The sequence below is a fragment of the Actinoplanes rectilineatus genome (assembly GCF_000962825.1).
Lineage (GTDB): Bacteria > Actinomycetota > Actinomycetes > Mycobacteriales > Micromonosporaceae > Actinoplanes > Actinoplanes rectilineatus.
Genome location: NZ_JZKF01000012.1, coordinates 62,115 through 86,108, shown reverse-complemented (window position 1 = coordinate 86,108; position 23,994 = coordinate 62,115). Strand labels below are relative to the sequence as shown.

The 23,994-nt window shown below is 73.8% G+C and carries 21 protein-coding genes; 14 read left to right on the top strand and 7 right to left on the bottom strand.

All coding sequences use genetic code 11. From position 1 onward, the window contains the following. Positions 1–29: 29 nt before the first annotated feature. From WH85_RS12185 to WH85_RS12175, 3 genes are read left to right on the top strand one after another with little or no spacing between them, the layout of a single operon-like run. Positions 30–599, top strand: coding sequence for a PadR family transcriptional regulator (locus WH85_RS12185; protein ID WP_045741907.1), 570 nt, complete (start codon positions 30–32; stop codon positions 597–599). Further along, on the top strand, positions 596–1,318 hold the full coding sequence (locus WH85_RS12180) for an ABC transporter ATP-binding protein (RefSeq protein WP_045741906.1): 723 nt from the start codon (positions 596–598) through the stop codon (positions 1,316–1,318). The genes WH85_RS12185 and WH85_RS12180 overlap by 4 nt, the downstream gene beginning before the upstream one ends. Then, a complete protein-coding gene (locus tag WH85_RS12175; RefSeq protein WP_045741905.1) occupies positions 1,315–3,978 on the top strand; it encodes an FtsX-like permease family protein in 2,664 nt (887 codons plus the stop codon). The genes WH85_RS12180 and WH85_RS12175 overlap by 4 nt, the downstream gene beginning before the upstream one ends. A 10-nt stretch (positions 3,979–3,988) precedes the next feature. Here WH85_RS12175 and WH85_RS12170 read toward each other — a convergent pair whose 3' ends face one another. Further along, positions 3,989–6,844 carry a hybrid sensor histidine kinase/response regulator gene (locus tag WH85_RS12170; RefSeq protein ID WP_083448947.1) on the bottom strand — a complete coding sequence of 952 codons (2,856 nt, stop codon included), beginning with the start codon at positions 6,842–6,844 and terminating at the stop codon, positions 3,989–3,991. Between the two features lie 186 nt (positions 6,845–7,030). Here WH85_RS12170 and WH85_RS12165 point away from each other — a divergent pair, with 186 nt between their 5' ends. From WH85_RS12165 to WH85_RS12150, 4 genes are all read left to right on the top strand, one after another. Next, positions 7,031–7,213 (top strand): hypothetical protein, encoded by a 183-nt coding sequence (locus WH85_RS12165; RefSeq protein WP_045741904.1) that lies wholly within the window; start codon positions 7,031–7,033, stop codon positions 7,211–7,213. Further along, positions 7,213–9,930 (top strand): ATP-binding protein, encoded by a 2,718-nt coding sequence (locus tag WH85_RS12160; protein ID WP_045741903.1) that lies wholly within the window; start codon positions 7,213–7,215, stop codon positions 9,928–9,930. The genes WH85_RS12165 and WH85_RS12160 overlap by 1 nt, the downstream gene beginning before the upstream one ends. A 150-nt stretch (positions 9,931–10,080) precedes the next feature. Next, positions 10,081–11,199, top strand: a complete 1,119-nt coding sequence (locus WH85_RS12155) for a DUF3500 domain-containing protein (RefSeq protein WP_045741902.1) — start codon at positions 10,081–10,083, stop codon at positions 11,197–11,199. 209 nt (positions 11,200–11,408) lie between these two features. Then, positions 11,409–12,653: a L,D-transpeptidase gene (locus WH85_RS12150; RefSeq protein ID WP_045741901.1), complete on the top strand. Its 1,245-nt coding sequence runs from the start codon at positions 11,409–11,411 to the stop codon at positions 12,651–12,653. A 235-nt stretch (positions 12,654–12,888) separates the two neighbouring features. On the opposite strand, the gene WH85_RS12145 is transcribed toward WH85_RS12150, so the two are convergent. Continuing rightward, positions 12,889–13,329: a DUF6069 family protein gene (locus WH85_RS12145; RefSeq protein ID WP_045741976.1), complete on the bottom strand. Its 441-nt coding sequence runs from the start codon at positions 13,327–13,329 to the stop codon at positions 12,889–12,891. Positions 13,330–13,432: 103 nt separating this feature from the next. On the opposite strand from WH85_RS12145, the gene WH85_RS12140 reads away from it, so the two are divergent. Then, positions 13,433–13,867 (top strand): MarR family winged helix-turn-helix transcriptional regulator, encoded by a 435-nt coding sequence (locus WH85_RS12140; RefSeq protein WP_052720360.1) that lies wholly within the window; start codon positions 13,433–13,435, stop codon positions 13,865–13,867. Between the two features lie 93 nt (positions 13,868–13,960). Here the strand turns inward: WH85_RS12140 and WH85_RS12135 are convergent, their stop codons facing one another. Next, a complete protein-coding gene (locus WH85_RS12135; RefSeq protein ID WP_045741900.1) occupies positions 13,961–14,527 on the bottom strand; it encodes a TetR/AcrR family transcriptional regulator in 567 nt (188 codons plus the stop codon). Between the two features lie 99 nt (positions 14,528–14,626). Between WH85_RS12135 and WH85_RS12130 the strand changes: the two genes are divergently transcribed. After that, positions 14,627–15,706: a saccharopine dehydrogenase NADP-binding domain-containing protein gene (locus tag WH85_RS12130; RefSeq protein ID WP_045741974.1), complete on the top strand. Its 1,080-nt coding sequence runs from the start codon at positions 14,627–14,629 to the stop codon at positions 15,704–15,706. Here the strand turns inward: WH85_RS12130 and WH85_RS12125 are convergent. Further along, entirely contained in the window at positions 15,685–16,359 is a 675-nt protein-coding gene (locus WH85_RS12125) for a TetR/AcrR family transcriptional regulator (RefSeq protein WP_052720358.1), read from the bottom strand. The two genes, WH85_RS12130 and WH85_RS12125, sit on opposite strands and share 22 nt — an antisense overlap. A gap of 88 nt (positions 16,360–16,447) precedes the next feature. Here WH85_RS12125 and WH85_RS12120 point away from each other — a divergent pair, with 88 nt between their 5' ends. The 4 genes from WH85_RS12120 to WH85_RS12105 all read left to right on the top strand — a co-directional run bounded on the left by WH85_RS12120 (position 16,448) and on the right by WH85_RS12105 (position 19,731). Continuing rightward, on the top strand, positions 16,448–17,623 hold the full coding sequence (locus tag WH85_RS12120) for an FAD-dependent monooxygenase (RefSeq protein WP_045741899.1): 1,176 nt from the start codon (positions 16,448–16,450) through the stop codon (positions 17,621–17,623). Positions 17,624–17,814: 191 nt separating this feature from the next. Then, entirely contained in the window at positions 17,815–18,354 is a 540-nt protein-coding gene (gene def, locus WH85_RS12115) for a peptide deformylase (protein ID WP_045741898.1), read from the top strand. A 109-nt stretch (positions 18,355–18,463) separates the two neighbouring features. After that, positions 18,464–19,000 carry an RNA polymerase sigma factor gene (locus tag WH85_RS12110; protein WP_157410955.1) on the top strand — a complete coding sequence of 179 codons (537 nt, stop codon included), beginning with the start codon at positions 18,464–18,466 and terminating at the stop codon, positions 18,998–19,000. Beyond that, on the top strand, positions 18,985–19,731 hold the full coding sequence (locus WH85_RS12105; RefSeq protein WP_045741897.1) for a hypothetical protein: 747 nt from the start codon (positions 18,985–18,987) through the stop codon (positions 19,729–19,731). Before WH85_RS12110 ends, WH85_RS12105 begins: the two co-directional genes overlap by 16 nt. Before the next feature lie 4 nt (positions 19,732–19,735). Here the strand turns inward: WH85_RS12105 and WH85_RS12100 are convergent, their stop codons facing one another. Both WH85_RS12100 and WH85_RS12095 read right to left on the bottom strand, forming a co-directional pair. After that, complete coding sequence (locus tag WH85_RS12100; RefSeq protein WP_045741896.1) at positions 19,736–21,340, bottom strand: methyl-accepting chemotaxis protein; 1,605 nt, start codon at positions 21,338–21,340, stop codon at positions 19,736–19,738. Positions 21,341–21,582: 242 nt separating this feature from the next. Then, complete coding sequence (locus WH85_RS12095; protein ID WP_045741895.1) at positions 21,583–22,176, bottom strand: TetR/AcrR family transcriptional regulator; 594 nt, start codon at positions 22,174–22,176, stop codon at positions 21,583–21,585. Between the two features lie 63 nt (positions 22,177–22,239). Here WH85_RS12095 and WH85_RS12090 point away from each other — a divergent pair, with 63 nt between their 5' ends. Beyond that, positions 22,240–23,304: an FAD-dependent monooxygenase gene (locus WH85_RS12090; protein WP_045741894.1), complete on the top strand. Its 1,065-nt coding sequence runs from the start codon at positions 22,240–22,242 to the stop codon at positions 23,302–23,304. Between the two features lie 136 nt (positions 23,305–23,440). On the opposite strand, the gene WH85_RS12085 is transcribed toward WH85_RS12090, so the two are convergent. Further along, entirely contained in the window at positions 23,441–23,983 is a 543-nt protein-coding gene (locus WH85_RS12085) for a hypothetical protein (RefSeq protein ID WP_045741893.1), read from the bottom strand. Between the last annotated feature and the right edge of the window lie 11 nt (positions 23,984–23,994).

Sequence of the window (23,994 nt, the reverse complement as noted above, 5' to 3'; positions counted from 1 at the left end):
TGGATACCGGGTATGCATACTCCGTATCCATGTCGATTCGCCATGGCCTGCTCGCGTTGCTGGAACGCGGGCCGATGCACGGCTACCAGTTGCGCGCCGCGTTCGAGACGAGCGTCGGCGGCACCTGGTCGCTCAACATCGGACAGGTCTACACCACGCTGTCCCGGCTGGAACGCGACGAACTCGTGGCGGCGCTGCCGGAGAACGAGGGCCAGCGGCCGTACGCGATCACCGACGGCGGCCGGGCCGAACTGAACCGGTGGTTCGCCACCCCGCTGGAGCGCAGCGACCGGCCCCGCGACGAGCTGGCGATCAAGCTGGCACTGGCGATGACCACGCCGGGGGTGGACGTGGCCGCGGTGGTGCAGGGGCAGCGGACCGCCGGGATGCGGGCGCTGCAGGAGTACACCCGGCTGAAGACCCGGACCGGTCCGGACGACCTGTCCTGGGCCCTGGTCCTGGAGTCGATGATCTTCCAGTGCGAGGCGGAGATCCGCTGGCTGGACCACTGCGAGACCGCCCTGCTGCGCCGCCGCCCGGCACCGGCACCGGCATCTGCCACCGCTCCCGCTCCGGACCGGGAGGAGGCGCACCGATGAGCGACGCCGTCCTCGAGTTCCGCGACGTGCACCGCACCCACGGCACCGGCCCGGCCGCCGTGCACGCCCTGCGCGGCGTGACCCTGCGGGTCCGCCCCGGCGAACTGGTCGCGGTGATGGGGCCCTCCGGGTCCGGCAAGTCCACCCTGCTCAACCTGGCCGGTGGCCTGGACCTGCCGGACGGTGGCGAGGCGCTGGTCGACGGCGTCGCCCTCGACAGCCTGTCGCACCGCCGTCTCGCCGCGGTGCGCCGCCGCACCGCCGGCTACGTCTTCCAGGACTTCAACCTGCTGCCCAGCCTCACCGCCGCGGAGAACGTGGCCCTGCCGCTGGAACTCGACGGCACCGGCGTCCGGGCCGCCCGCCGGGCCGCGTTCGCCGCCCTCGGCGACCTCGGCCTCGGCGAACTGGCCGGGCGCTTCCCCGACCAGATGTCCGGCGGCCAGCAGCAGCGCGTCGCCATCGCCCGCGCCCTGGTCGGCGACCGCCGGCTGGTGCTGGCCGACGAACCGACCGGCGCGCTGGACTCGGAGACCGGCGAGACCGTCCTGCGGGTGCTGCGCGACCGGGTGGACGCGGGCGCGGCCGGCCTGCTCGTCACCCACGAGGCCCGGCACGCCGGCTGGGCCGACCGGGTGATCTTCCTGCGGGACGGCCGGGTGGTGGACACCTCGGGACCGCTCGCCGCGGCCGAGGACCTGCTGGAGCACCACTCGTGAGGACGCCGTTCGCGGGTTCCTGGCGTACCGCCCTGCGGGTCGCCCGGCGCGAGATCGTCCGGGCCCGGGGACGGTCCGCCCTGGTCGTCGCGATGATCGCGGTGCCGGTCTGCGGACTCGGGTACGCGGCCGCCACCTACGACATGTTCACCCCGACTCCCGCCGAACGCGCCACCCGGATCCTCGGCGCGGCGGACGCCCGGATCCAGGCGCACCCGCCCGGCCCGATCCTGCAGGACGTCACCGGCGACCGGTGGCGGCCCGCGCAGGACGGCGTCCACGAGGGCGGGACCGCGCCGGGCGAGGACGAGATCCTGGCCCAGCTGCCGCCCGGCAGCCGCGTCGTGCCGTCCTCGGCGGCCACCCCGGACCTGCGGACCGCGACCGGGGGCCTCGCCGCGGCCGACGCCACCGCGATGGACCTGACCGACCCGATCCACGTCGGCCTGGTGACGCTGCTCGACGGCCGCGCCCCGGCGGCCCCCGACGAGGTGGCCATGTCACCGGCCGCGCGGGAACGGTTCGGCGACACGATCCAGGACGTCGACGGCGACCGGACGTGGACGGTCGTCGGCACCGTCGAGTTCCCCGGCGACCTGGGGGAGAAGCTGGTCTTCGCCCCCGGCGGGCTGCCCGGCGCCGCGGCACCGCAGGACTGGCTGGTGGACACCCCCGAGCCGGTCGTCTGGGCCGACGTCCGCGCCCTGAACCAGGCCGGCCTGGCGGTGACCTCGCGGGCCGTGCTCCTCGACCCGCCGGACGCCGCCGAGGTCCCCCTGGCGGCGGACGAGGAGGAGACGTTCTCCCTGGTCCCGGTGGTCGTCGGCCTGGCCATCCTGGAGATCGTGCTGCTCGCCGGGCCGGCGTTCGCCGTCGGCGCGCGACGGCGGCAACGGTCGCTGGCCCTGGTCGCCGCGAACGGCGGCACCCGGGCCCACCTGCGCCGGATGGTCCTCGCCGACGGTGTGCTGCTCGGCCTGGCCGGGGCCGCGACCGGTCTGATCCTGGCGGTGCTGCTGGCCGTGGTCACCCGCCCGTTCGCCGAACAGTTCGCCGGGGCCCGGGCCGGCGGCTACCGGTTCAACCCGCCGCTGCTCGCCGGCATCGTGGTGTTCGCCGTGGTCACCGGTCTGCTGGCGGCGGCCGTGCCGGCGGTCGCCGCGGCCCGCGCCGACGTGGTCCCGGCGCTGGCCGGGCGCCGGGGTGTGCTGCGGACCCGCCGCCGCTGGCCGGCCGCCGGCCTGCTGCTGGTCGCGGTGGGCGCCGCCGTCGCCACCGGGGGCGCGAACGTCGCGCAGCCGCCGGTGATCGCCGGTGGGCTGGCGGTCGCCCAGATCGGCCTGGTGCTGTGCACCCCCACCCTGCTCGGGGTGATCGCCCGGTTCGGCGCGGTCCTGCCGCCGGCGCCCCGGATCGCCCTGCGCGACACCGCCCGCAACCGGGCCGCGTCCGCCCCGGCGATCTCCGCGGTGATGGCCGCCGTCGCCGGAACCGTCGCGATCGGCGTCTACCTGGCCGGCACCGACGCCCGGGAGCGGGAGAACTACACGGCCTCGCTGCCCGCCGGGCACATCGGGGTGGCCTTCGGGCTCGGCTTCGACGTCTACCGCGACGACACCCCGGCGAAGGTACGCGCCGCCCTCACCGAGGCGGCGCCCGGCGCGACGGTGACCGAGATCCGAGAGCCGGTCTGCCCGCACGACCGCACCTCGACCAGTTGCCACCTCTACGCGGGCCGGCCGGACGCCAACGTCTGCCCCGGCGAGGAGCACCCGCCGGGCACCCGGGCCGAGGTCGACGCGCTCGCCGCCGACCCGCGCTGCGCCGACAGCCACCTGAGCCGGACGCACATCAACCCGCTGTTCATCCGGGCGGTCGGCGACCGGGACAGCGTGGTCGCCCTGACCGGGGCGTCCGGCGCCGAGCTGGAGGCGGCGATGGCCGTCCTGGACCGGGGCGGGGCGATCGTCGCCGACCCGTTCGCGATCGTCGACGGCCGGGTCACCCTGGGGGTGTTCGCCCCGCCGGACACGAACCGGGAGATCGTGGTGCCCGGTTACCTGATGCCGGGGGCGGGCACGGACATCATCTCCGAGGGTGCCGTCCGCCGGGCCGGGTTCGCGACCGCGGTGACCGGGATGGTGGCCGCCGGCGACGAGGCCCCGGACGTCGCGGTGATCGACCGGCTGGACGCCGCCCTGACCGACGCGGGCAGCCGCACCTCCTATGTGGAACGCGGCCCGGCCGACGACAGCGAACCGTTGCTGTACCTGCTGGCAGCGGCCTCCGCACTGATCACCCTGGGTGCCGCCGCGGTCGCCACCGGACTGGCCGCCGCCGACGGCCGCGCGGACCTGACCACCCTCGCGGCGGTGGGGGCCGCGCCGGGCGTACGCCGGATGCTGTCGTTGAGCCAGTCCGGGGTGATCGCCGGTCTCGGGTCGGCGCTCGGGGTGGTCGCCGGGATCGGCTCGGGGTTCGCGGTGCTGGCGGCCACGAACCTGAGCCGGGCGGCGCAGTGGCCGCAGCCGACGCCGTACCCGCTGACCGTGCCCTGGCTCAACCTGCTGATCGTGGCGGTCGTCCCGCTGGTGGCGATGGCCGGCGCGGGCCTGCTGACCCGGTCGCGGCTGCCGATCGAACGGTGGCGCCCGTCCTGAGCCGCCGATCCTATTCGCCGGTCCGGGCCCGCGTGATCCGCTGCTGCTCGTCGGCGGTCCCGGGCCGGGCCTCCGGGCGGAGTTCACCGGCCAGGGCTCGGCAGATGGGCTCGTCGAGCCGGAACTCCGCCCGGATGCTGCGCAGGGTGGGATGCGCGTCCGGCAGCCGCCCGGCGTTGGCCAGGTCCTCCAGGTCGGCGAGGAGCTCACTCAGCGCGGTGAACCCGACGTTGGACGCGGAGCCCTTGAGCGCGTGCGCGCGTTCCCGGACGGCGTCGGTGTCACCGGCGGTGAGCGAGTCGGCGAGGCGGTCCAGGGCGGGCGGTGTCTTGGCGGCGAACGAGTTCAGCAGCCGGGCGAGCAGTTCGCGTTCCTCGGGTTCCGGATCCGGGCCGCCGATGTCGTCGAGCCGGGCGCGGACGCCGTCCTCCCGCGAACTCGTGGCCGGGAGGACGGCGTCCGGGGCCGCGGCGTCCGGGGCGGGCGCCGGCGCGTCGGCGGACTGCAGCAGCGGGGCCAGGGCCGCGGTCAGGTCCGGCATGCGCACCGGCTTGGCGATGTAGTCGTTCATCCCGGCGTTCCGGCAGGCCGTCCGGTCCTCGATGAGCACGCTGGCGGTCATCGCGATGATGTGCGGCTGCTGCTCGGCGGGCAGGTCGGTGCGGATCCGCCGGGTGGCGGCCAGCCCGTCGAGGACCGGCATCTGGACGTCCATCAGCACCACGTCGTAACGGGCCTGCCGCAGGGCCTGCACGGCTTCGCGGCCGTTGGCGACGGTGTCGACACGGTGCCCGAGCTTGCCGAGCATCAGCTGGGCGACCTTCTGGTTGACGTGGTTGTCCTCGGCGAGCAGGACCCGCAGCGACCCGGGCCGCGCCTGGTCGACGGGGACGGCACGCAGCACGGCCGGCGGTGGCGCGACGGACGGCCCGCTGCCCGGCTCGGTGTCGGCCAGCACCCAGCCGATGGTGTCGTGCAGGGTGCTGGCCCGGGTCGGCTTGGTCAGGGTGGCGTCGAACAGCTCCCGTTCGCCGGGCTGCGGCCGCCAGGTGATGCTGCTGGCCAGCAGCAGCCGCATGGCCTGCCCGGCGGGCGTACGCCGCAGGCTCTGGGCCAGTTCGGCGCCGGTGACCTCCGGCATGTTCATGTCGATCACGGCCACGTCGAAGTTGGCCCCGGTGTCGACCATGTCCAGGGCCTCGGCCGCGGAACCCACGTCGACGCAGCGCAGACCCCACCCGGTGAGCTGCTGGCGCAGGACCGCCCGGTTGGTGGCGTTGTCGTCCACCACGAGCACCGACCGGCCGGTCATCGCCGGCTGTTCCGGGAGGTCCCCGCCGGCCGTGCGGCAGTGCCGCAGCAGCACGGTCGCGGTGAAGGTCGACCCGGCGCCCGGCTCGCTGGTGACGGTGATGTCGCCGCCCATCGCCTGGGCGAGCCGGCGGCTGATGGCCAGGCCCAGTCCGGTGCCGCCGTACACCCGGGTGGTCGACGAGTCGACCTGGCTGAACGACCGGAACAGCCGGCCGATCTTGTCCGCGGGGATGCCGATGCCGGTGTCGCGGACGGCGACGGTGACGGTGAGCAGGTCCCCGTCGCCGGGCTCCGCGTGCACGGTGGTGACGACCTCGCCGTGATCGGTGAACTTGACCGCGTTGGAGAGCAGATTCACCAGGACCTGCCGCAGCCGGGTCGCGTCGCCGCGCAGCATCGGCGGGCAGCCGGTGTCGATGCGTCCCACCACCTCGATGTTCTTGAGCCCGGCGGGCACCGCCATCAGGGCCAGGGCGCTGTCCAGGAACTCGCGGGCACTGAACGCGGTGTCCTCCAGCTCCAGCTCACCCGCCTCGATCTTCGACCAGTCCAGGATGTCGTTGATGATGACCAGCAGCGCCTCGCCGCTGTCCCGGACCGTCGTCAGGTACTCGCGCTGCTCCGTGGTCAGTTCGGTGTCCAGCACCAGGCCGGTCATCCCGATCACCGCGTTCATCGGGGTCCGGATCTCGTGGCTCATCGTGGCGAGGAAGGCGCTCTTGGCCGCGGTCGCCGCGACCGCCTCGTTCCGGGCGCTGACCAGCGCCTCGGTGGAGGCGTTGACCGCGACGGCCATCCGGGCCACCTCGGCCGGCCCGTCCACCGGGGCCCGTGCCCGCAGATCCCCGCCGGCGACCCGTCCCGCGGCGGCGGTCACGGCGAGGACCGGCCGGCTCACCCGCCGTTCCAGCCACCAGCCGCCCGCGACGACCAGCAGCAGCGCGCTCAGCGTCCCGGTCAGGACCAGGAACTGGGTGTGCTGCGCGCTGATCGACCCCTGGCGCCGGTACTCCTGCAGCAGAGCACGCTCCTCGGCGATCATCCGGCCCAGCAGCCCCTGGATCTGGTCCATGAAGATGGCGCCGCTGTCGTTGTTGACCACGTCCTGGGCCGCGGGGAAACCCCCGTCGCGTTGCAGCCGGATGGTCCGGGCGAGCTCGCGGATCTTCGCGTTGACCGGCGGCGCCAGATCGTCGATCAGCTTCTCCTGCGAGGGGTTGCCGACGGTCAGCGCCCGCAGGCGGTGCAGCGTGGCGGGCAGCTCACCGACCGCCTCGGTGTAGGGCGCCAGGTACCGTTCCTTGCCGGTGATCAGGAATCCGCGCTGGCCGCGTTCGGCGTCCTGCAACTGCTGGCGGACCTCGGCGATCGTCGCCAGCGCCTGGTGGGAGCGTTCCACCGGGGCGCGATCGGCGAGCAGGGTCTCGATCCGCGCGTACGAGCTGGCGCCGAGCACCACCAGGAGCACGGCGACCGCGGAGCATCCCAGCCACAGCAGCACCCGCAGGGACAGGCTCGACACCCGGGACGCGGCTACGGCGGCGGAGGTCACGACCCCCTATCGGCCGTCCGGACGCCTGCTTTACCGGTCGGCGCCGTGATTTCCGGCTCTGCCCGCCCGGCTGCCGACTAGGTATACCTAGGCCGCTCTGAGCTGCACGGATACGCAACGCCGTCCGATGTGCCGACGGCCGGCACGGACCACGATGGACACATCAGCGAACGAGGGAGACGCGAGATGATGTATCCGGAGATGGCCCTGGCACTGGCGAACGACCGCCACCGGGAACTCACCGCCGAGGCCGACCGTGGGCGCCTGCTCACCCTGGCCCGCCGGGCACGCCGGCGCCGGGCGGAACGGGATCGACCCACCACTATCCTGGCGTCGTGCGAACCCATCGTGGCGGTACCACACCGGTGATGGTCGGACGAGACGGTGAGCTGCGGCGGCTCACCGACCTCGCCGCGACCGGCGAGGCGGCGGTCGCGATCGTCGCGGGGGAACCGGGCATCGGCAAGACCCGCCTGGTCCGCGAGTTCCTGGCCACCGTGCCGGACTCGACCGTGGTCCTGGTCGGTCAGGCCGAGCCCGGCTCTCTCGCCCGGCCCTACGAGGTGCTGCTCGACGCCGTCGACGGCCACGCGGGGGTCGGCGAGGACCAGCTGGCGGCGCTCGCCGACCCCCGGCGGAGCGCGGTCGAACGGTTGCACACCGGTCTCGCCGTGCTGACCGCCCTGATCGGCGACGCGCCCGCCGTCGTGGTCTTCGACGATCTGCACTGGGCCGACTCGGAGAGCGCCGCCCTGTTCGAACGGATCGCCGACCAGCACGGCCCGCGCCTGCTCATCGGGACGTACCGGCCGGACGAGGTGACCCGCCGCCAGCCGGTCGCCGGCCTGCTGGCCCGGATGCAACGCCGGCATGCGGTCACCCACGTACACCTGAACCGCCTGACCCCCTCGCAGACCGCGGCCTTCCTCGCGGCCGCCACCGGGACGCCGGCGTCGCCGCGCGCCGCGGCGGCGCTCCACCAGCGCACCGGCGGCAATCCCTTCTTCCTGGAGGAGATGGTCCGGGCACTTCCCGGGTACGCGCCCGAGGAACTCGTCGAGCAGCCGCTGCCGTGGAGCCTCGCCGAGGTGCTGCGGCGCCAGGCCGACGACCTGGAACCGGCCGCTCTGCGGATCGTCGAGGCGGCCGGCGTACTCGGGCACCGGATCCCGTTCGACCTGCTCGCCGCGGTGACCGGCACCGGCGAGGACGAACTGATCGGGGTGTTGCGCGACCTCGTCGGCCGGGGTGTGCTGGTGGAGTCCGGGGAGGACGAGTTCACCTTCCGGCACGCGCTGGTACGGGAGGCGATCGGTGGGCCGATGCTCGGCCGGCAGCGCCGTCGCCTGCACGAGGCGGCCCTGGAGGTGCTGCTGCGCGCGGGCTCTCCGGACCCCGCCATGGTGGCGCACCACGCCCGCGGCGCCGGCCGGTACGACGACATGATCAGCGCCGCCCGCGGTGGCGCCGAGCTCTACCTCTCCATCGGCTCGGCCTACCAGGCGCTGCAACTGGCCGAGATGGGCCTGGAGGAGGCACCCGGCGACACCGGCCTGCTGGCGTCGGCGGCCCGCGCCGCGTGGCTGGCCGGCCTGCTCGACGACGCGGTCCGTCACGGCCGGCACTGGCGGGACCTGGCCGCCACCGCCACCGATCGCGCCGCATCGCTCTACCTTCTGGTACGCCTGGCGTGGGAGACCCGCGAGACCGACGACATGCGTGCCCTCACCCAGGAGATCGAGACCCTGATCGCGAAGCTGCCACCCGGCGCCGACCAGGCTCGGGCGATGACCGCGATCGCCCAGTCGGCCTACCTGCGCGACGACCACGAGTCCGCCCTGAGCTGGGCGGACCGCGCTCTGGACCGGGCCGCCGAGTTCGGCCTGCCGGCGGTGCGCCGGGCCGCCCTGATGGAGAAGGGCGGGACGTTGCTCGAACATGTGGCGACCGCCGCGCGGGGGCGTGCGATCCTGACCGCCCTGGTCGACGAGGCGGAGCAGGCGGGCGAGTGGGTGCTGGCCGCCCGCGCCCTCAACACGCTGGTGCAGGGCGGCCCGCCCGGAAAGCCGGACGAGCACGCCGCGATCCTGGAACGGATGCGGGTCGACGCCGAACGGGCCGGGTTCGAGTCGCTGGCGGTGGCCGCGTACTTCCAGGGCCGGGCCCGGCTCGCCGTGCACACCGGCGACCTGACCGCCGCGATCACGGCGCTGGAGGAGGGCCGCGATCAGGACCGCGGCTACCAGCGCCGGGGCCGGTGGGCCGACTATCACGGGTTCTTCCTCACCGGTCTCTACCTGGAGGCCGGTGAACTGGACCGGGCCGAGCGGATGGTGGCCGCCCTGGCGGCGCTGCCCGCCAATCCGCCGGGGGCGATTCCCGGCCTGACTCTGCACCTGGCCTGCCGGCGCGGCGATCCGTCCCGTGCCGAGGCGGCCCTGGACGCGTTGTTCGACGCCCTCACCGAGCAGACCTGGCGCAGCGGTGAACAGGCCCACGACCTGGTGTCGGCCGCGCTGGAGATCGGCCTGCCGGGTCACCGGACCGACCTGATGGCCGAGGCTCTGCTCGGGCCCGGCGACGGGGACGGCTACCGCGGTCTCGTCGAGGCACAGGTAGCCGAGTCCCACGGCAGGACCGCCGAGGCGCTGGCGGGCTACCGGTCCGCGGCGGGCGCCCCGGGCCTGACCCCGGCGGCCCGGGGCACGGCCCGTGTCGGCGCCGCCCGCTGCCTGCTCGCCGGCGCCCGGCCCGACCAGGCGGCCACGGAGCTGGAGGCGGCCACCGCGTTGCTGGCCGGGTGGGGCGGCTGGCGGGTCGCGCAGCTCACCCGGATGCGTGCCCGCCTGGGCATGGCCCCGGCCGGCGCCGGGGCCGCGGTCACCGGACCGGGCGCGCTGACACCGCGCGAGCGGGAGGTGGCGGTGCTGGTCAGCGAGGGACTGACCAATGTGGAGCTGGCCCGGCACCTGGTCATCTCCCCGAAGACGGCCGCCGTGCACGTGTCGAACATCCTGCGCAAGCTGGACGTCGCCTCGCGGACCCGGGTGGGCGAGGCGCTCGCCGCCGGCGGGCCGCAGCCCTGAGCCGGGTTCGCCGGTGCCGGGGCGGGCGCACCGGTCGCCGATGCCGCCCTGGTTCCCGTGCGGGCGTTGCCGACCAGCACGCCGGCGTCCCGGGACGCGGGCGCAGCGCTTGCGCAGGCGCCCGGACCCGTGTCCTGAGATCATCGGGGGATGACCGCAGCCGAGCGCATGGTGACCGCCGCGACGGCCTGGATCGCCGCTCTGGATCCCGCCCAGCGGGCCGACGCCGTCCTGCCGTGGCCCGCTGATCAGGAGCGGCGCCGCTGGTTCTACACGCCGACCGACCACGGCGGTCTGCCCCTGCAGCGGATGGGCCCGGAACAGCAGCAGGCCGCCCACCGGTTGGTCGCCACCGGGCTGTCCGGTCCCGGCTACGTGACCGCGGCGACGATCATGGGCTTGGAGAACGTCCTCGACGAGGCCGACGGCTGGAGCGCCTCCTGGGGGCGGCCCCGCGGCCGGGATCCGCAGCTCTACTACCTGACGGTCTTCGGCACGCCCTCGCTGTCCGGCCCGTGGTCGTGGCGTTTCGGCGGGCACCACGTCTCGGTGCACCACCTGGTGCTCGACGGCCGGGTGCAGGCCAGCTCGCCGTGTTTCCTCGGCGCTGACCCGGCGACGTCACCGTTGCTCGGCGGTCACCTGCTGCGGCCGCTCGGCGCGGCCGAGGACCTCGCCCGGGACCTGCTGGCCGTGCTGGACGACGGGCAGCTGGCCGGCGCCGTGATCTGCCCGGTGGCCCCGGTCGACATCGTCGGCGGCAACCGGTCGCAGCTCAGCGACGGAGACCGGGTGCTGCCGCTGCCGGAGGTGTGGCGTGGCCGGTTCACCGACCCCCGGCTGCGGGAGCTCACCGCCGCCATCCACGAGAAGGCCGAGGCCCGGGCCGGCGTCACCGAGCAGCACCGCGACGCCGTGGCACTGACCGGTGTCCCGAAGGGGCTGCCCGCCGCGGCCATGTCACCGGAGCAGCGCGAGGTGCTGCGGGCGCTGCTCGACGTCTACGTGGGCCGGATCCCGGAGGAGCTCGCCGAGCGGGAGGCCGCGAAGTTCGCCGGTGACCGCCTGGACGGCGTGCACTTCGCCTGGGCCGGCGACACCCGCCGGGGCCGTCCGCACTACTACCGCCTGCAGGGCCCGGGTCTGCTCGCCGAGTACGACAACACCCAGCGTGACGCCGATCACGTGCACACGGTGTGGCGCGACCCGGAGAACGACTTCGGCGACGACGTCCTCGGCCGGCACCGGGCCGCCTTCCACCGCTCTTAGCTACGAACAGGGCCGAACGGGGACATCTCGCCGGGGGTGGTGGCGGGCCGGGCCGTGAGGTCGGATACCAGGCCTACCGCGCCAGATCAACTTCTGCCAGGATGTCAGTCCTCAGAGTGCGATCTCCATCATTCGATCGACTCGGCAGTCAACGTTTCGGGGGCCGGCCGCGTCTATCTCTGTGCGGCCACCCTTCGATTGCGAGAGCCATGTTCAAACGACGCAAGGTCATCATCGGCGCACTGGGAGTGGCGGCGACCGCCACCGTCGCCGGATGTTCCACCAGCGGTAACGGTTCCGGCGGCGGCACCGCCGGTTCCGGGTCGACCAACTGGGTCGAGCCGGTCGCCGACAACATCGCGGCCCCGGTCACCCCGGTCACCGTCACCACCACGCCGGCGGACGCCGACAAGGACGTCTCGGTGCTCGACCCGATCACGGTCAAGGTCACCGACGGCACCCTGACCGCGGTCACCGTCACGGCCGGCAAGGAGAAGGTCAAGGGCACCCTCGCCGACGGCGTCTGGACCTCGACCGAGAACCTCGACTACGGCAAGACGTACAAGGTGGTCACCGAGGCCGCCGACAGCACGGGCACGCCGACCGAGCACACCGCGAGCTTCAGCACGGTGAAACCGGCGAAGACCGCGAAGGTGACCTTCCAGGCGAACGGTCTGGCGATCCTCAAGGAGGGCAAGGCGTACGGCGCCGGCCAGCCGGTGATCGTCGCGTTCAGCCGGGCCGTCAACAAGAAGGCCGCCGAGAAGGCCATCGAGATCACCACGTCGCCGTCCGTCGAGGGCAAGTTCTACTGGAAGGACGACCAGACCGTGCACTGGCGTCCGGCGAAGTACTGGGCGGCCGGCACCACGGTCAAGGTCAAGGTCAACGCCTTCGGCGTCAAGCTCGGCAAGACGGTGTACGGCGCGAAGAACGCCTCGACCAGCTTCAAGGTCAACCGTCAGCTGATCGCGGTCAGTGACAACCGGACCCACATGACGAAGGTCTACATCGACGGCAAGCTCGTGCGCACCATGAAGAGCAGCCTCGGCAAGGGCGGCGGCACCACCGGCTCCAACGGCGAGAAGATCAGCTACTGGACGGCCGGCGGCCCGCACGTCGTCCTCGAGAAGCTGCGCACCCACGTGATGAGCTCGGCGAGCTACGGCGTCACCGACCCCAACGACCCGAACTACTACGGTGGCGACGAGATCGAGTACTGCACCCGCATCTCGTACTCCGGGGAGTTCCTGCACGCCGCCCCGTGGAACGGCCAGCTGGGCCAGGCGAACCGCTCGCACGGCTGCATCAACCTGAGCACCGCCGACGCCAAGTGGGTCTACGAGAACTTCATCCACGGCGACATCGTCGACGTCAAGAACACCCCGCGTGAGCTGCCGATCTGGAACGGCCTGGGCGACTGGACCGTCTCCTACGACCGCTACGGCAACTGATCGCCGCCGGTTCCGGCGCGGACGGCCGTCGACCTGGTCCGGCCGTCCATCCCGGAATCGTGGACAGGTGATCGCGACGTCGGTCGTGGCCGCTCGTCGCGGGATGAGCCGGCGCTGCCGGCGGCGCCTCATTCTGGCCGTTCCGGCCGGGCCTCCTCTCGGGTACGCCCGGAGCACGCGCCCGTGATCACCCGTGGGGGAGTGCCGGACGCGGAGCCGTCCGTGCTCGCAAGGGTCACCGCGTGGCGTCGTCGGTCGCCGGTGTCCTCGTGGTGCCGGTCGTCGTGGTGCCGGTCCTCGTCGCCGTCCGCCGGAGGCCCGGGACGAGCACGGCCGCGAGTGCCACGTGGGTCAGTGCCAGGACGACCTTGCTGCCGGTCGTCGCCACCACGCTGGTGAACGGCAGGAACGACACCGCCAGGATCAGGGCCGCCGCGATGCTCCAGATGGTGAGGGCTCGGGCGGTGAGCCGCTCGAGGACAGCGAGCGCCGCCCATCCGAGCAGGCTCGCCAGCACCGCGACGAAGGTGATCTCGGCCGCTCCGAGATCCGTGGCCGGCTGACCCGGCGAGGTGACCACCAGGTCGTGGCCGAGCACCGGTTCCCCGATGGCCCAGACCAGGACGGTCGCGAGAACCGCTGCCACGACCACGAGCGCGCGTCTTCCAGCCTGCATCGTCACCACTCCTTGAGTGCGTCAATCATTGAGGTACTCAACTTTCTGGGAGCGTAGCAGATACTTGAGCAACTCAACTATTGATGGGACGTATCATCAGGGCATGAGTGACGCACCCGCCGACGGTCGGCTGGTCGCCGAGCTGTCCGACCTGGTCTTCCAGGCGGCGGGCCGGCTCCGCACGGGTTTCAACGCGATCGCGACCGAGTTGGGCCTCACCCCCGCCCAGGCCCTGGCCCTGGTCAACCTGCGCGGTCCGGCCCCGATGCGGGACCTCGCCGACGTGCTCGGCTGCGACGCCTCCAACGTGACCGGCATCGTCGACGGCCTGGAGCGGCGCGGCCTGGTCACCCGCCGGCCGGGCCCGTCCGACCGGCGCGTGAAACACCTGGTCCTGACCGAGGAGGGCACTCGTCGTCGTGACCAGTTGACCGCCGAGGCCGACGCCCGGGCCGCCGGCCTCTTCGGCGTGCTGGGCGCGGACCAGGCGCACCTGCGCGACCTGCTCGCGGCGATCATCGGCCCGGCTCGCCCCTGACCCGCCCGCCGGGAGGCGTGCCCCGGTGACGTGGGACGCGGGACGGGACCGGCCGGGCTCCTTCTCGGGTACGCCCGGAGCGCCCGCCCGCGGTCAGCCGGCGAGGAGGGTTCGCAGGGTGGCCAGGGCCTCGTCGGTGAACGTGGTGAGCGGCCGGTCGCCGTCCTGGTCGAGCCACTGCTGGATCGACACGTACAGCAGCGTCACGCTGGTCTCGGCGAGTAGGGCGGCGGTCATCGCCGGCATGCCCCGGTCCTGGAACCCGGTGCTGACCGCCTCGCTGATGGCGGCGCGTTTGCGCAGGTCGCGTTCGCCGAGGCCGGGGTCGGAGCGGACGATGTCGCGGCGGCGCAGCAGCTCGGCCCGGCGGCCCTCGAACCGGGTCTGCGCCACGGTGCGCAGCGCGCCGACGATCAGGGTGAGCGGGTCGGCGCCGGGTGGGGCGGCGGCGATCATCGCGCCGGCCATGGCGGGCATCTCGTTCTCGCCGGCGAACAGGACCTCGCGCTTGTCGGCGTAGTGCCGGAAGAAGGTGCGGGTGGTGAGCCCGGCCCGTTCGGTGATCTGCGGGACGGTCGTCGCGGCGAAGCCCTGTTCGGCGAAGAGTTCGAGGGCGGCCTGTCGGAGTCGGTCCGGTGCGTCCGGCTGCCATCTGCTCACCGGGACGATCCTACCGTGATGACATGCCATGTCATGACCGTGTACCGTGACGACATGGCGTGTCATCACGATGCGCCGCCGATGAGAGGTGACGGCGCGATGAGTGCAGAGGTCTGGATTCTCGGTGGCACCGGCCGCAGCGGCCGGGCGGTGGCGGCCGAACTGGCCCGGCGGGGCGTGCCCACGGTGCTGGTCGGCCGGGACGAGAGCCGCCTGGCCGCGGCGGCGGGACCGGGCGGTGCGCGTACCGTGGTCGCCGCTTCCCTCGACGACGCCGCCGCGCAGATCCGCAGGCAGCGGCCGGAGGTGGTCGTCAACACGATCGGGCCGTTCACCGCGACGGCCGGCGTCGTCGCGGACGCCTGCCCCGGCCACTACCTCGACCTGGCCAACGACGTCGCCGCGGTCGGCGCCACCCTCGCCCGGCACGACGCGGCCGTCGCCGCCGGGCGCACGCTGATCACCGGCGCCGGGTTCGGGGTGACCGCCACCGAGAGCGTCGTCGTCAAACTGTGCGAGGGCCGGCCCCGGCCTCTGCGGGTACGCGTGGACATGGTCCCGTCGATCGCGATGGAGGCCGGCGTGCTCGGTGACGCGCTGGCCGCGACCATCCTGGACGGTCTGCCCGGTGTCGAGGGCGGCGGCCGGTTCCAGGGCCGGCGGATCGTCGACGGGCGGCTGGCCCCGGCCCGGGTCGGCGGCGACCCGATGCGGCTCACCCTGCCGGACGGGACCGGGGTGACCACCGCGAGCATGCCCCTCGGTGAGCTCCTCGCCGCGCAGCGCGCCTCCGGGGCCCGCCACGTGGTCGCGGCCTCGAGCGAGGTGCCGTCCGGCGGGGTGGCCCGGGCGCTGATGCCGGTCGTGCTGCCGTTGCTGAACTGGCGGGCGCTGCGCGAGTTCGCCCGGCGCCGTCTCGCCGCGGTCCGGGTGGCGGCGGCCGGCCGTCCCCGTGAGCACTCCTGGGGACACGCCGTGGTGACCTGGGCGGACGGTGAGGTCCGGGAGGGCTGGCTGCGGCTGGGCGACGCGCAGGACGTGACCGGCGCGGTTCCGGCTGAGGCTGCCGGTCGGCTGCTGGCCGGTGCGGGGCGGCCGGGGGCGTACACCCCGGCGGCGCTCTTCGGCGCGGAGCTGGCCGAGGCGTGCGGCGGCTCCTACCTGCTGCCGGTGTCCTGAGACGGGCCGCGGCGGGGCCGTGGCGGCTCCTGGTCGCCGGTGTCGTCCCGGGCGGCGGCGCGCCGGCTCGCCAGGACGGCGAGGACGGTGGCGACCAGCCGCCCGGGGTCGCCGGGCATCGCCGGGTCGTCCGGGCGTGGCCGTCCGTTGAGGATCATCGCGGCGATGTAGAGCGGCGAGTGGATCATCTCGAAGACGTCGACCGGGGTCAGCTCGACGGCTCCGGCCGCGTCGAGCATCGCCTGGAACTGCTCCATCCGGGGTCGCCCCAGCGCGTCGGCGCCGGCGAGGCCGAGCACCGGATCGGCCATCGCCGCGATGTACGCCCGGATCAGCCCGAGCCCACCCGGCCGGACCACCGCCTCCGCCAGCCCGTGCGCGTAGGTCAGCAGGTCGGCGCGCAGGTCACCGGTCGCCGGCACCGGGGAGCGCTCGCTGACGTCGGTGAACGCCACGTCCAGCAGCAGCGCCTCGGCGGTCCGCCACCGCCGGTAGACGGTCGCCGGATGCACTCCGGCGCGGGCCGCGACCTCGGGGAGCCCGATCGTCGTGTCGGGGGAGGCGGCCAGCAGTTCGCGGACGGCGGCGTGCACGGCCTCCCGGGTGCGTGCGGTGCGCCCGCCGGGCCGGGTGTTGCCGGTCGCCTGTGTCATGTCCCCGATTCTAACGCGAAGGGAGTTGCGTTAACGAGCGCCGCGGTCCTACCGTTAATGCGAATTCATTCGCAATAGAGGGGGACTCATGAGGAGTGCGCTGATCGTCGGTGCGGGCATCGCCGGCGACACCCTGGCCGTCCTGCTCGGCCGGGCCGGCTGGCGGGTCACCGTCGTCGAGATCGCCCCGCGGCTGCGGACCGGCGGCCAGACCGTCGACCTGCGCGGCGACTCCCGCGAAGTGCTCGACCGTCTCGGCCTGCTCGACGAGTGCCTGACCCGGCTGGTCCCGCAGCGTGGCGCCGCCTGGATCGACGAGACCGGCCGCCTAATGGCCACCATGCCGGTCGAGGCGTTCGACGGCCAGGGCTACGTGTCGAAGGAGGAGCTGCTGCGCACCGACCTGGCCCGGGTGCTGCACCGGGCCGCCGCCGAGCACGTCACGCACTGGTTCGGCGACACCGTCGACACCCTGGAGCCGCTGCCCGGCGGCGCGGTGCGGGCCACGTTCCGCCACCACGAGCCGGCCGACTACGACCTGGTCGTCGGCGCCGACGGCACCCACTCCCGGGTCCGGTCGCTCACCTTCGGACCGGAGGAACGCTACCGCCGGCCGCTCGGCTTCGCGCACGCCTGGTTCACCCTCACCGAACAGCCGGGCACCCCGCCACTGGACGGCTGGTTCCTGATCTGCAACCGGCCCGGCCGGCTGCTCGTCGCCGCCCGCCCCGGCCACCCGGGCCGGCAGGAGATCGGCCTGTCCTTCCCGGCCACCGAGCTGCCGTCGCGCCGCGACCCGCAGGCCCGGTTCGCCCTGCTGGAGCAGGTCTTCGCCGGAGCCGGCTGGCGCACCGCCGAGTTCCTGGCCGCCGCCCGGACCGCCGAGGACTTCGCGCTCGACACCTACGACCAGATCGTCGTCGAGGGCGGATGGCACCGGGGCCGGACCGTCCTGCTCGGCGACAGCGCCTGGTGTGCCAGCCCGCTCAGCGGCCTCGGCACGGCCCTCGCCCTGCAGGGTGCCGAGGCACTGGCCACCGCGGTGCTGGCCGGCGGCCCCGGCGCGCTGCCCGACTACGAGCGGGCGATGCGGCCCCGGGTCGACGCCGCCCAGAAACTGTTCCCCGGCCGGCTGGCGATCTACGCCCCGAACACCGGACTCGGCATCCGCGCGATGACCGCCGCCATGCGCGCCGTCCAGACACCCCCGGTCAGCCTCCTGCTGAACCGGCTCGTCGCCACCCACGGCCGCGAGCCGTCCTGATCCCGCGGTGCGCCGACACGGGAACGGCCGCGGTGCGTCGCCACGGGAACGGCCGCGGTGCGCCGACACGGGAACGGCCGCGGTGCGTCGTGCGGGAACGGTGGCGATGTGTTGCGCGGGAACGAGGCCGGTGGGGCATCCTGGCGATAGATTGCCGTGGTTGGTTCGTCCGGAGGAGTGGAGTTCGCAGCGTGACAATCCTGGATATTCGGCGAGTGGGCGACCCCGTGCTGCGGAAGGTCGCCGACCCCGTCCTGCAGTTCGACGAGGAGCTCAAGACCCTGATCGGTGACCTGCGGGAGACCCTCGAACAGTCGCGGGGCGCGGGACTGGCCGCGCCGCAGCTCGGCGTCGGCCTGCGGGTCTTCGCGTTCGCGCCGCAGCTCAGCGACGGGCAGATCGACTACCTGGTCAACCCGGTCCTGGAGTTCCCGGACGAGGAGGTCCAGGACGGTCCGGAGGGGTGCCTGTCGATCCCGGGCGTCTACTTCGACACCCGGCGGCGCAAGAACGTGATCGCCAAGGGGTTCACCCGGCACGGCGACCCGGTGCAGCTGGTCGGTGAGGGGCTGCTGGCCCGCTGCTTCCAGCACGAGACCGACCACCTGGACGGGGTCCTGTTCATCGACCATCAGCCGGCGGCCAAACGGGAGCAGCTGCTCACGATGGTCCGGGACGCGGGCTGGTTCGACGGACTCGACGACCCGAAGATCAAGGTCAGTCCACACTGACCGGGCTTCGCGCGTACGCCATGAAGAGCGGGAGAAAGACCACCGCGGGGTGTGGCAGACGTCCACGCCCCGGACAGGTGGGGGGTATGAAGCATCAAGGATCAGCTCCGTGACGGGGCCCGACGCCGAACAGCGGTTCCGGGACCTGCACCGGGCCACCTTCGCCGACCTGCTGCGGTTCGTGGAACGCCGGATCCCGGTCGACGAGGCCGAGGACGTCGTGTCGACCGTGTTCCTGACCGCGTGGCGGCGCTTCGGTGAGGTGCCCGAGGACGCGCGGCCGTGGCTGTTCGCGGTGGCCCGCCGGACGATGGCCAACCGGACCCGGGGCTGGCTGCGGCGGCGTGCGCTGGACGTGCGCCTGGACGCCGCCGAACCGCGCCACGAACCGGACAGTGCGCCCGGCACCGCGGCCCGCATCGACCTGCAACGCGCCTGGCGGGAACTGAAGGCGGCCGACCGGGAGGTGCTCGCGCTCGTCGCGTTCGACGGCCTCACCTCCGATCAGGCGGCGTCGGTGCTCGGTGTCCGGCGGTCGACGTTCGCGATGCGGCTCGGACGGGCCCGGCAGCGCCTGCAGGCGGCCCTGAACCCGGAGGCCACCCCCACCACCCTGAAGGAGCAAGAGTCGTGGACGACCGCATGAGCGACCTGGACCGTCTCGCGGTCCTGGACCCGGCACCCGCCCGGGAACCCAGCGACCTGCAGTGGGCGCGGTCGTCGGCGATGGTGGAACGGGTGATCACGGGTGCACCGGCCGCCCGCCGGGCGCGCCGGCTGCTGATGGCGGGCGCCCTGGCGGCGGCCGCCGGGGTGGCCGGCGCGGTGGCCCTGCTGCCCAGTACCGGGGAGAAGGCGGTGGCCTCCTGGACGGCGATGCCCACCGGCCGCAGCGGCGCCGACGTGCTCCCGCAGGCGCGGATCTGCGCCGCCAACGACGTCGGCGGCGGGACCTCGACGGCCCGGGCCTCCGACGTGCTCGTCGCCGAGCAGCGCGGCGAGGCCACCCTGCTGGTGATGCGCAAGAACGCCACGATCGTCGAATGCCTGCAGGTGGGGGACACCGGGGTGGCCTCGATGTCGCTGATCGACGAGGCGGACGTGGTCGCCCCGCCGGCCGGCACGGTCACCCTGGAGACGTCCAGCTCGTTCGGCGACGACGACGAACAGATGTCCAACATGATCGGGCTGGCCGCGCCGGACGTGACGGCGGTCACGCTGCGTCTCGCCGGCGGTGGCGTGATCACGGCCAGCGTGACGAACGGCTGGTGGGCGGCCTGGTGGCCGGGCCCGGAGGGCGGCGATCTCTCGGCGGTGACGGTGAACGTTCAGGTGGGGGAGACCACGACCGCCCACCTGTCGTCCGACCTGCCCTGACCGGTCAGCGCCTGAACCCGTTGACCAGGGCGGTCAGCTCGCCGGACACCCGGCTGAGGTCGGTGGCGGCACGCTGCGTGGAGGCGGCGCCCCCGGCGGTGGCGGTCGCGATGGCCGCCACCCCGGACACCGTCCCGGCCACCTCGCTGCTCGTGGTGGCCGCCTCCGCGACCGACCGGCTCATCTCCGAGGTGGTCGCGGTCTGTTCCTCGACCGCCGACGCGATCGTGGTGGTGTAGTCGCTGATCTGCTGGATCACCTCGGTGATCTCCTCGATCGCGGCGGCGGCCGCGCCGCTCGACGTCTGGATCGCCGCGATCCGGGTGGTGATCTCCTCGGTCGCCTTGGCGGTCTGCTGCGCGAGTTCCTTGACCTCGCCGGCGACCACCGCGAAACCCTTGCCCAGCTCACCGGCGCGGGCCGCCTCGATGGTGGCGTTGAGCGCCAGCAGGTTCGTCTGCTCGGCGATCGTGGTGATCAGCTTGACCACGTCGCCGATCTCGGAACTGGCCGTGCCGAGTTCGGCGACCTGCGCGGTGGTGCGGCCCGCCACCGCCATGGCGGTCTGCGCCACCGAGGCGGCCTGCCCGGCACTCGAGGCGATCTCGGTGATCGAGGCGCTCATCTGCTCCGCGCCGGCGGCGATCGACTGCACGCCGGCGTTGACGTCCTCCGAGCCGAGCGACGCCGCGTTCGCCTTGGCCGCGGCGTCCGCGGCGCCGGACTGCAACTCGGCGCTGACCACGGTCAGTTCCTCCGAGGCGCTGGAGAGGGTCACCACCGAGTCGCCGATCGTGGAGACGGTCCGGCGCAGGGTGCCGATCGCGGCGTCGAGAGCCTGACCCATCAGGCCCGGCTCGTCGGTCCCGGTCAGCCCGGACGTGTGGGTCAGATCCCCGGCCGCGAGACTGTCACACACCGCCCGGACCTTCCCGAGCGACCGGACGATGCCGCGGGCGACGAACACCCCCAGACCCCCGGCGGCCAGCAGACCCACGACCAGCAACACCAACGACGAGATCAAACTCGAGGTGTACGCGGACTGCGCGGCAGCGTTGGTGGCGGCGGCATCGGCATCCTCGACCGCTGCCATGCCGGTCAGGTCCTCCGTCATCTCGGTCATCAGCGGGGTGACCTCGTCGTCGCGGATCTGCTCCCACAGGGCGGCAGCCTGCTTTTCGGCGGCCGGGATCAGCTTGTCGGTCGCGATCGTCACATACTGCTGGTAATCGTCGGCCAGTTCGTCGATGGCGGCCACCTCGGTGGCCGGGCCGCTCGCCCGGTACGCGGCGAACGCGGCGGCGGTGGTCTTCTGATCCTCGGCGAACGCCTTGAGATAGGTGGCCTGGTTCGCGGCCGTCTGGGAACTCGCGTGGCTGACGACGTCGAGCCGGCTCTGCGTCACCGCGGACCGCAGGTCCCCGATGGCGTCGACCCCGGCGACGTTGCCGGTGTAGATCCGCTCCGCCGCGGCGCTGGCCTGCCGCAGCCCGTAGACGCCGACCAGCCCGACCGCGAGCGCGACGACGGCGGCGACGGCGACCGCGCCCAGGATCTTGACGCTCACGCTGGTGTTCGCGAAGGGGCGCCCACGGTTCTCCGGTGTCATGGCAGAGGGGCCTTCCCGGAGTCATGTCGGTGTTCGGGCGGCCCCGATGCCGCCCACCTCCCTGCTGTTCGGCAGTCGGGCCCGGACACTGAGCCGCCGCCCCGCGCCGGGGTGTCACGGTGTTCGCGACGCCGCCCCGGTCACCATGGCGGGCGCGGGCGGCCGGTCACTGGTCGACGGTGAAGATCACGGCTCGGCCGGTGTCCGCGGCCTCGCGGTGGAGTCGCGGATCCGGCCCGCGGTCACCGCGTCCCCGGTGTGGACCGGCCGTCCGGATCCCGGGTGGTGTACAGCCGGCGCACGTGGTGCTGGACCGCGTTCTCCCAGTCCGGAGCGAGGCCGGGGAACGCCAGCTGGTGCATGATCACGCCGTCCAGGTAGTCGAGGACCGCCGTGCACTCGCCGTCGGGGTCCGCCGAGCCGAGGGCGCGGAGCCAGCCGGCCGCCCAGCCGCGGATCTCCCGTGCCGTCCCGGTGAGACGTCCCCGCAGTTCCGGTCGTAGCGCCGCCTCGACGAAGAGTCCGTAGCGGGCGACGGTCATGGTCCGTTGCGGGCCGAGCGCGCGGTGCACGTACGCGACGAGCGCCGCGGCGAGTTCCTCAGCGGTCGACGGCCGGACGAAGCCCGCGATCGTCTCCCAGTCGGCCCGGTCGCGTTCCGCGAAGCGGTCGACGACGGCGCTGATCAGGGCGTCGCGGCTCTTGAAGTGGTTGGCGGCGGAGCCGGCCGGCATCGACGCGGCGGCGTCGACGGCCCGGTGGGTCAGCGCCCGGGTTCCCTGATCGCCGAGCACGGCGATGGCGGCGTCCAGCAGGAGTTCGCGGCGAGTCGGCACCGCGCCACGATAGCTGTCACAACTGGCATAGTGAAAAAACAACAGGCGTTGTACTTTGAGGTCATGCATCGACAAGCAATGATCATTGGCGGGGGCGTCGCCGGGCTGGCGGCGGCTGCCGCCCTCGGACGCGACGGCTGGCAGGTGACCGTTCGCGAACGGGACGGGGCACCCGCGACAGCCGGCACCGCCCTCGGTATCTGGCCGGCCGCCCTGCACGCCCTGGACGCCCTCGGCGCCGGTGACGAGGTGCGCCGCGCCGGCGTGCCGCAACTCGCCGGCCGGTTCCTGCGCCCGGACGGATCCCGGATCGCCGAGATCGACGTGGGGCGGCTGCACCGGCGGACCGGCGACCACGTGCATCTGCTGTCCCGGCCCCCGCTGCTGGCCATCCTGCAGGAGGCGGCCATCGCCGCGGGCGCGCGGATCCAGCGGGGAGATCCGGTCGACGGGCCCGAGGCCGGCGGGGCCGATCTGCTCGTCGTGGCCGACGGCGTGTTCAGCCGCACCCGGGAGCGACTGTTCGGTCCGGCGTACCGTGCGCGCTACTCCGGCGGGACCGCCTGGCGCGGTGTCGTACCGGACATGCCGGTGGACGCGTTCGCCGAGGTGTGGGGCCGGGGCGTCAAGTTCGGCGTCACCCCGCAGGAGGGCGGCCGGACCAACTGGTTCGCCACCACGGCGGCCCCGGAGGGAAGCTTCCACCCGGGGGCGGAGGTCGCCGTGCTGCGCCGGACCTTCGGGACGTGGGCGGCCCCGGTGGCGCCGGTCCTCGACGCGATCGAGGAGAGCGGCGTACTGCGCCACGACGTCTACGTCACTCCGCCGCTCCCGTCCTACGTGTCGGGGGCCGCCGTGCTGATCGGCGACGCCGCCCACGCGATGAGTCCCGACCTCGGGCGCGGGGCCTGCGAGGCGATCATCGACGCGGTCACTCTCGCCCGGTGCCTGCAGGGAGCCTCGGCGCAGGCCGAGGGCCTTCAGGGGTACGACCGGAGCCGCCGTCGCGTCACCCGGCGGCTGTCCCGGGTGGCGGCCGCCGCCGCGGGGATGACCCGGGTCCGGCGTGGCCTGCCGTTCCGTGACGGCCTGTTGCGGGTGGGCATGCTGGCCGGTCCACCCGCCTGATCGCCGCCCCGGCCCGCATGATCGCCGCCCCGTCCGTCGGCTGCCCGCTCGGTTGTCGCTCGTCCGTCGGCTGCCGGCGCGGTTGGTGCACCGGGAGCAGCCGTGGCCGCCCGGATGCGTGTTTCCCGGTCGTGGGTCAGCGCCACACCGTGTACTTGACGGTCTGGATCGCCGGGTCGATGTAGTCGACCTGGTAGAGCACCCGGAAGACGGTGCCGTCGGGTACGCCGCTCGCCAGCACCGTGCGCCGCCCGGGTGTCGGGGAGCAGGCCTCGACCGGCTCGGTGTAGGTGGGATCGCCCCCGGTGGGGGACAGGAACGCCAGCAGGAACGTCTGGCAGGTGTCGTCCGGGTCGGCGGCGTCCCGGATGTGGGAGACCGCGATGGTGGTGCATCGTGAGGCCGGCACGGTGACCGGGGCGGAGGCGACCCGTCCGGCGGCGTAGAAGCCGGTGCCGGGCTGCGTCGGCGCGCAGGGGCCGGCGGAGTGCGCGGCGGTGCCGGCGGAGTGCGCGGCGGTGCCGGCGGAGTGCGCGGCGGTGCCGGCGGCGTGTGTGGTGGTGCCGGCGTGTGTGGTGGTGGCCTGTGCGGTGGTGGCGGCCTGTGCGGTGCCGGCGGGCACGAGCGCGGCGGTGCCCGCCACCGTCAGGGCGGTGAGGAAACCTGCTGTCGTGGTCATGCGACCGACGA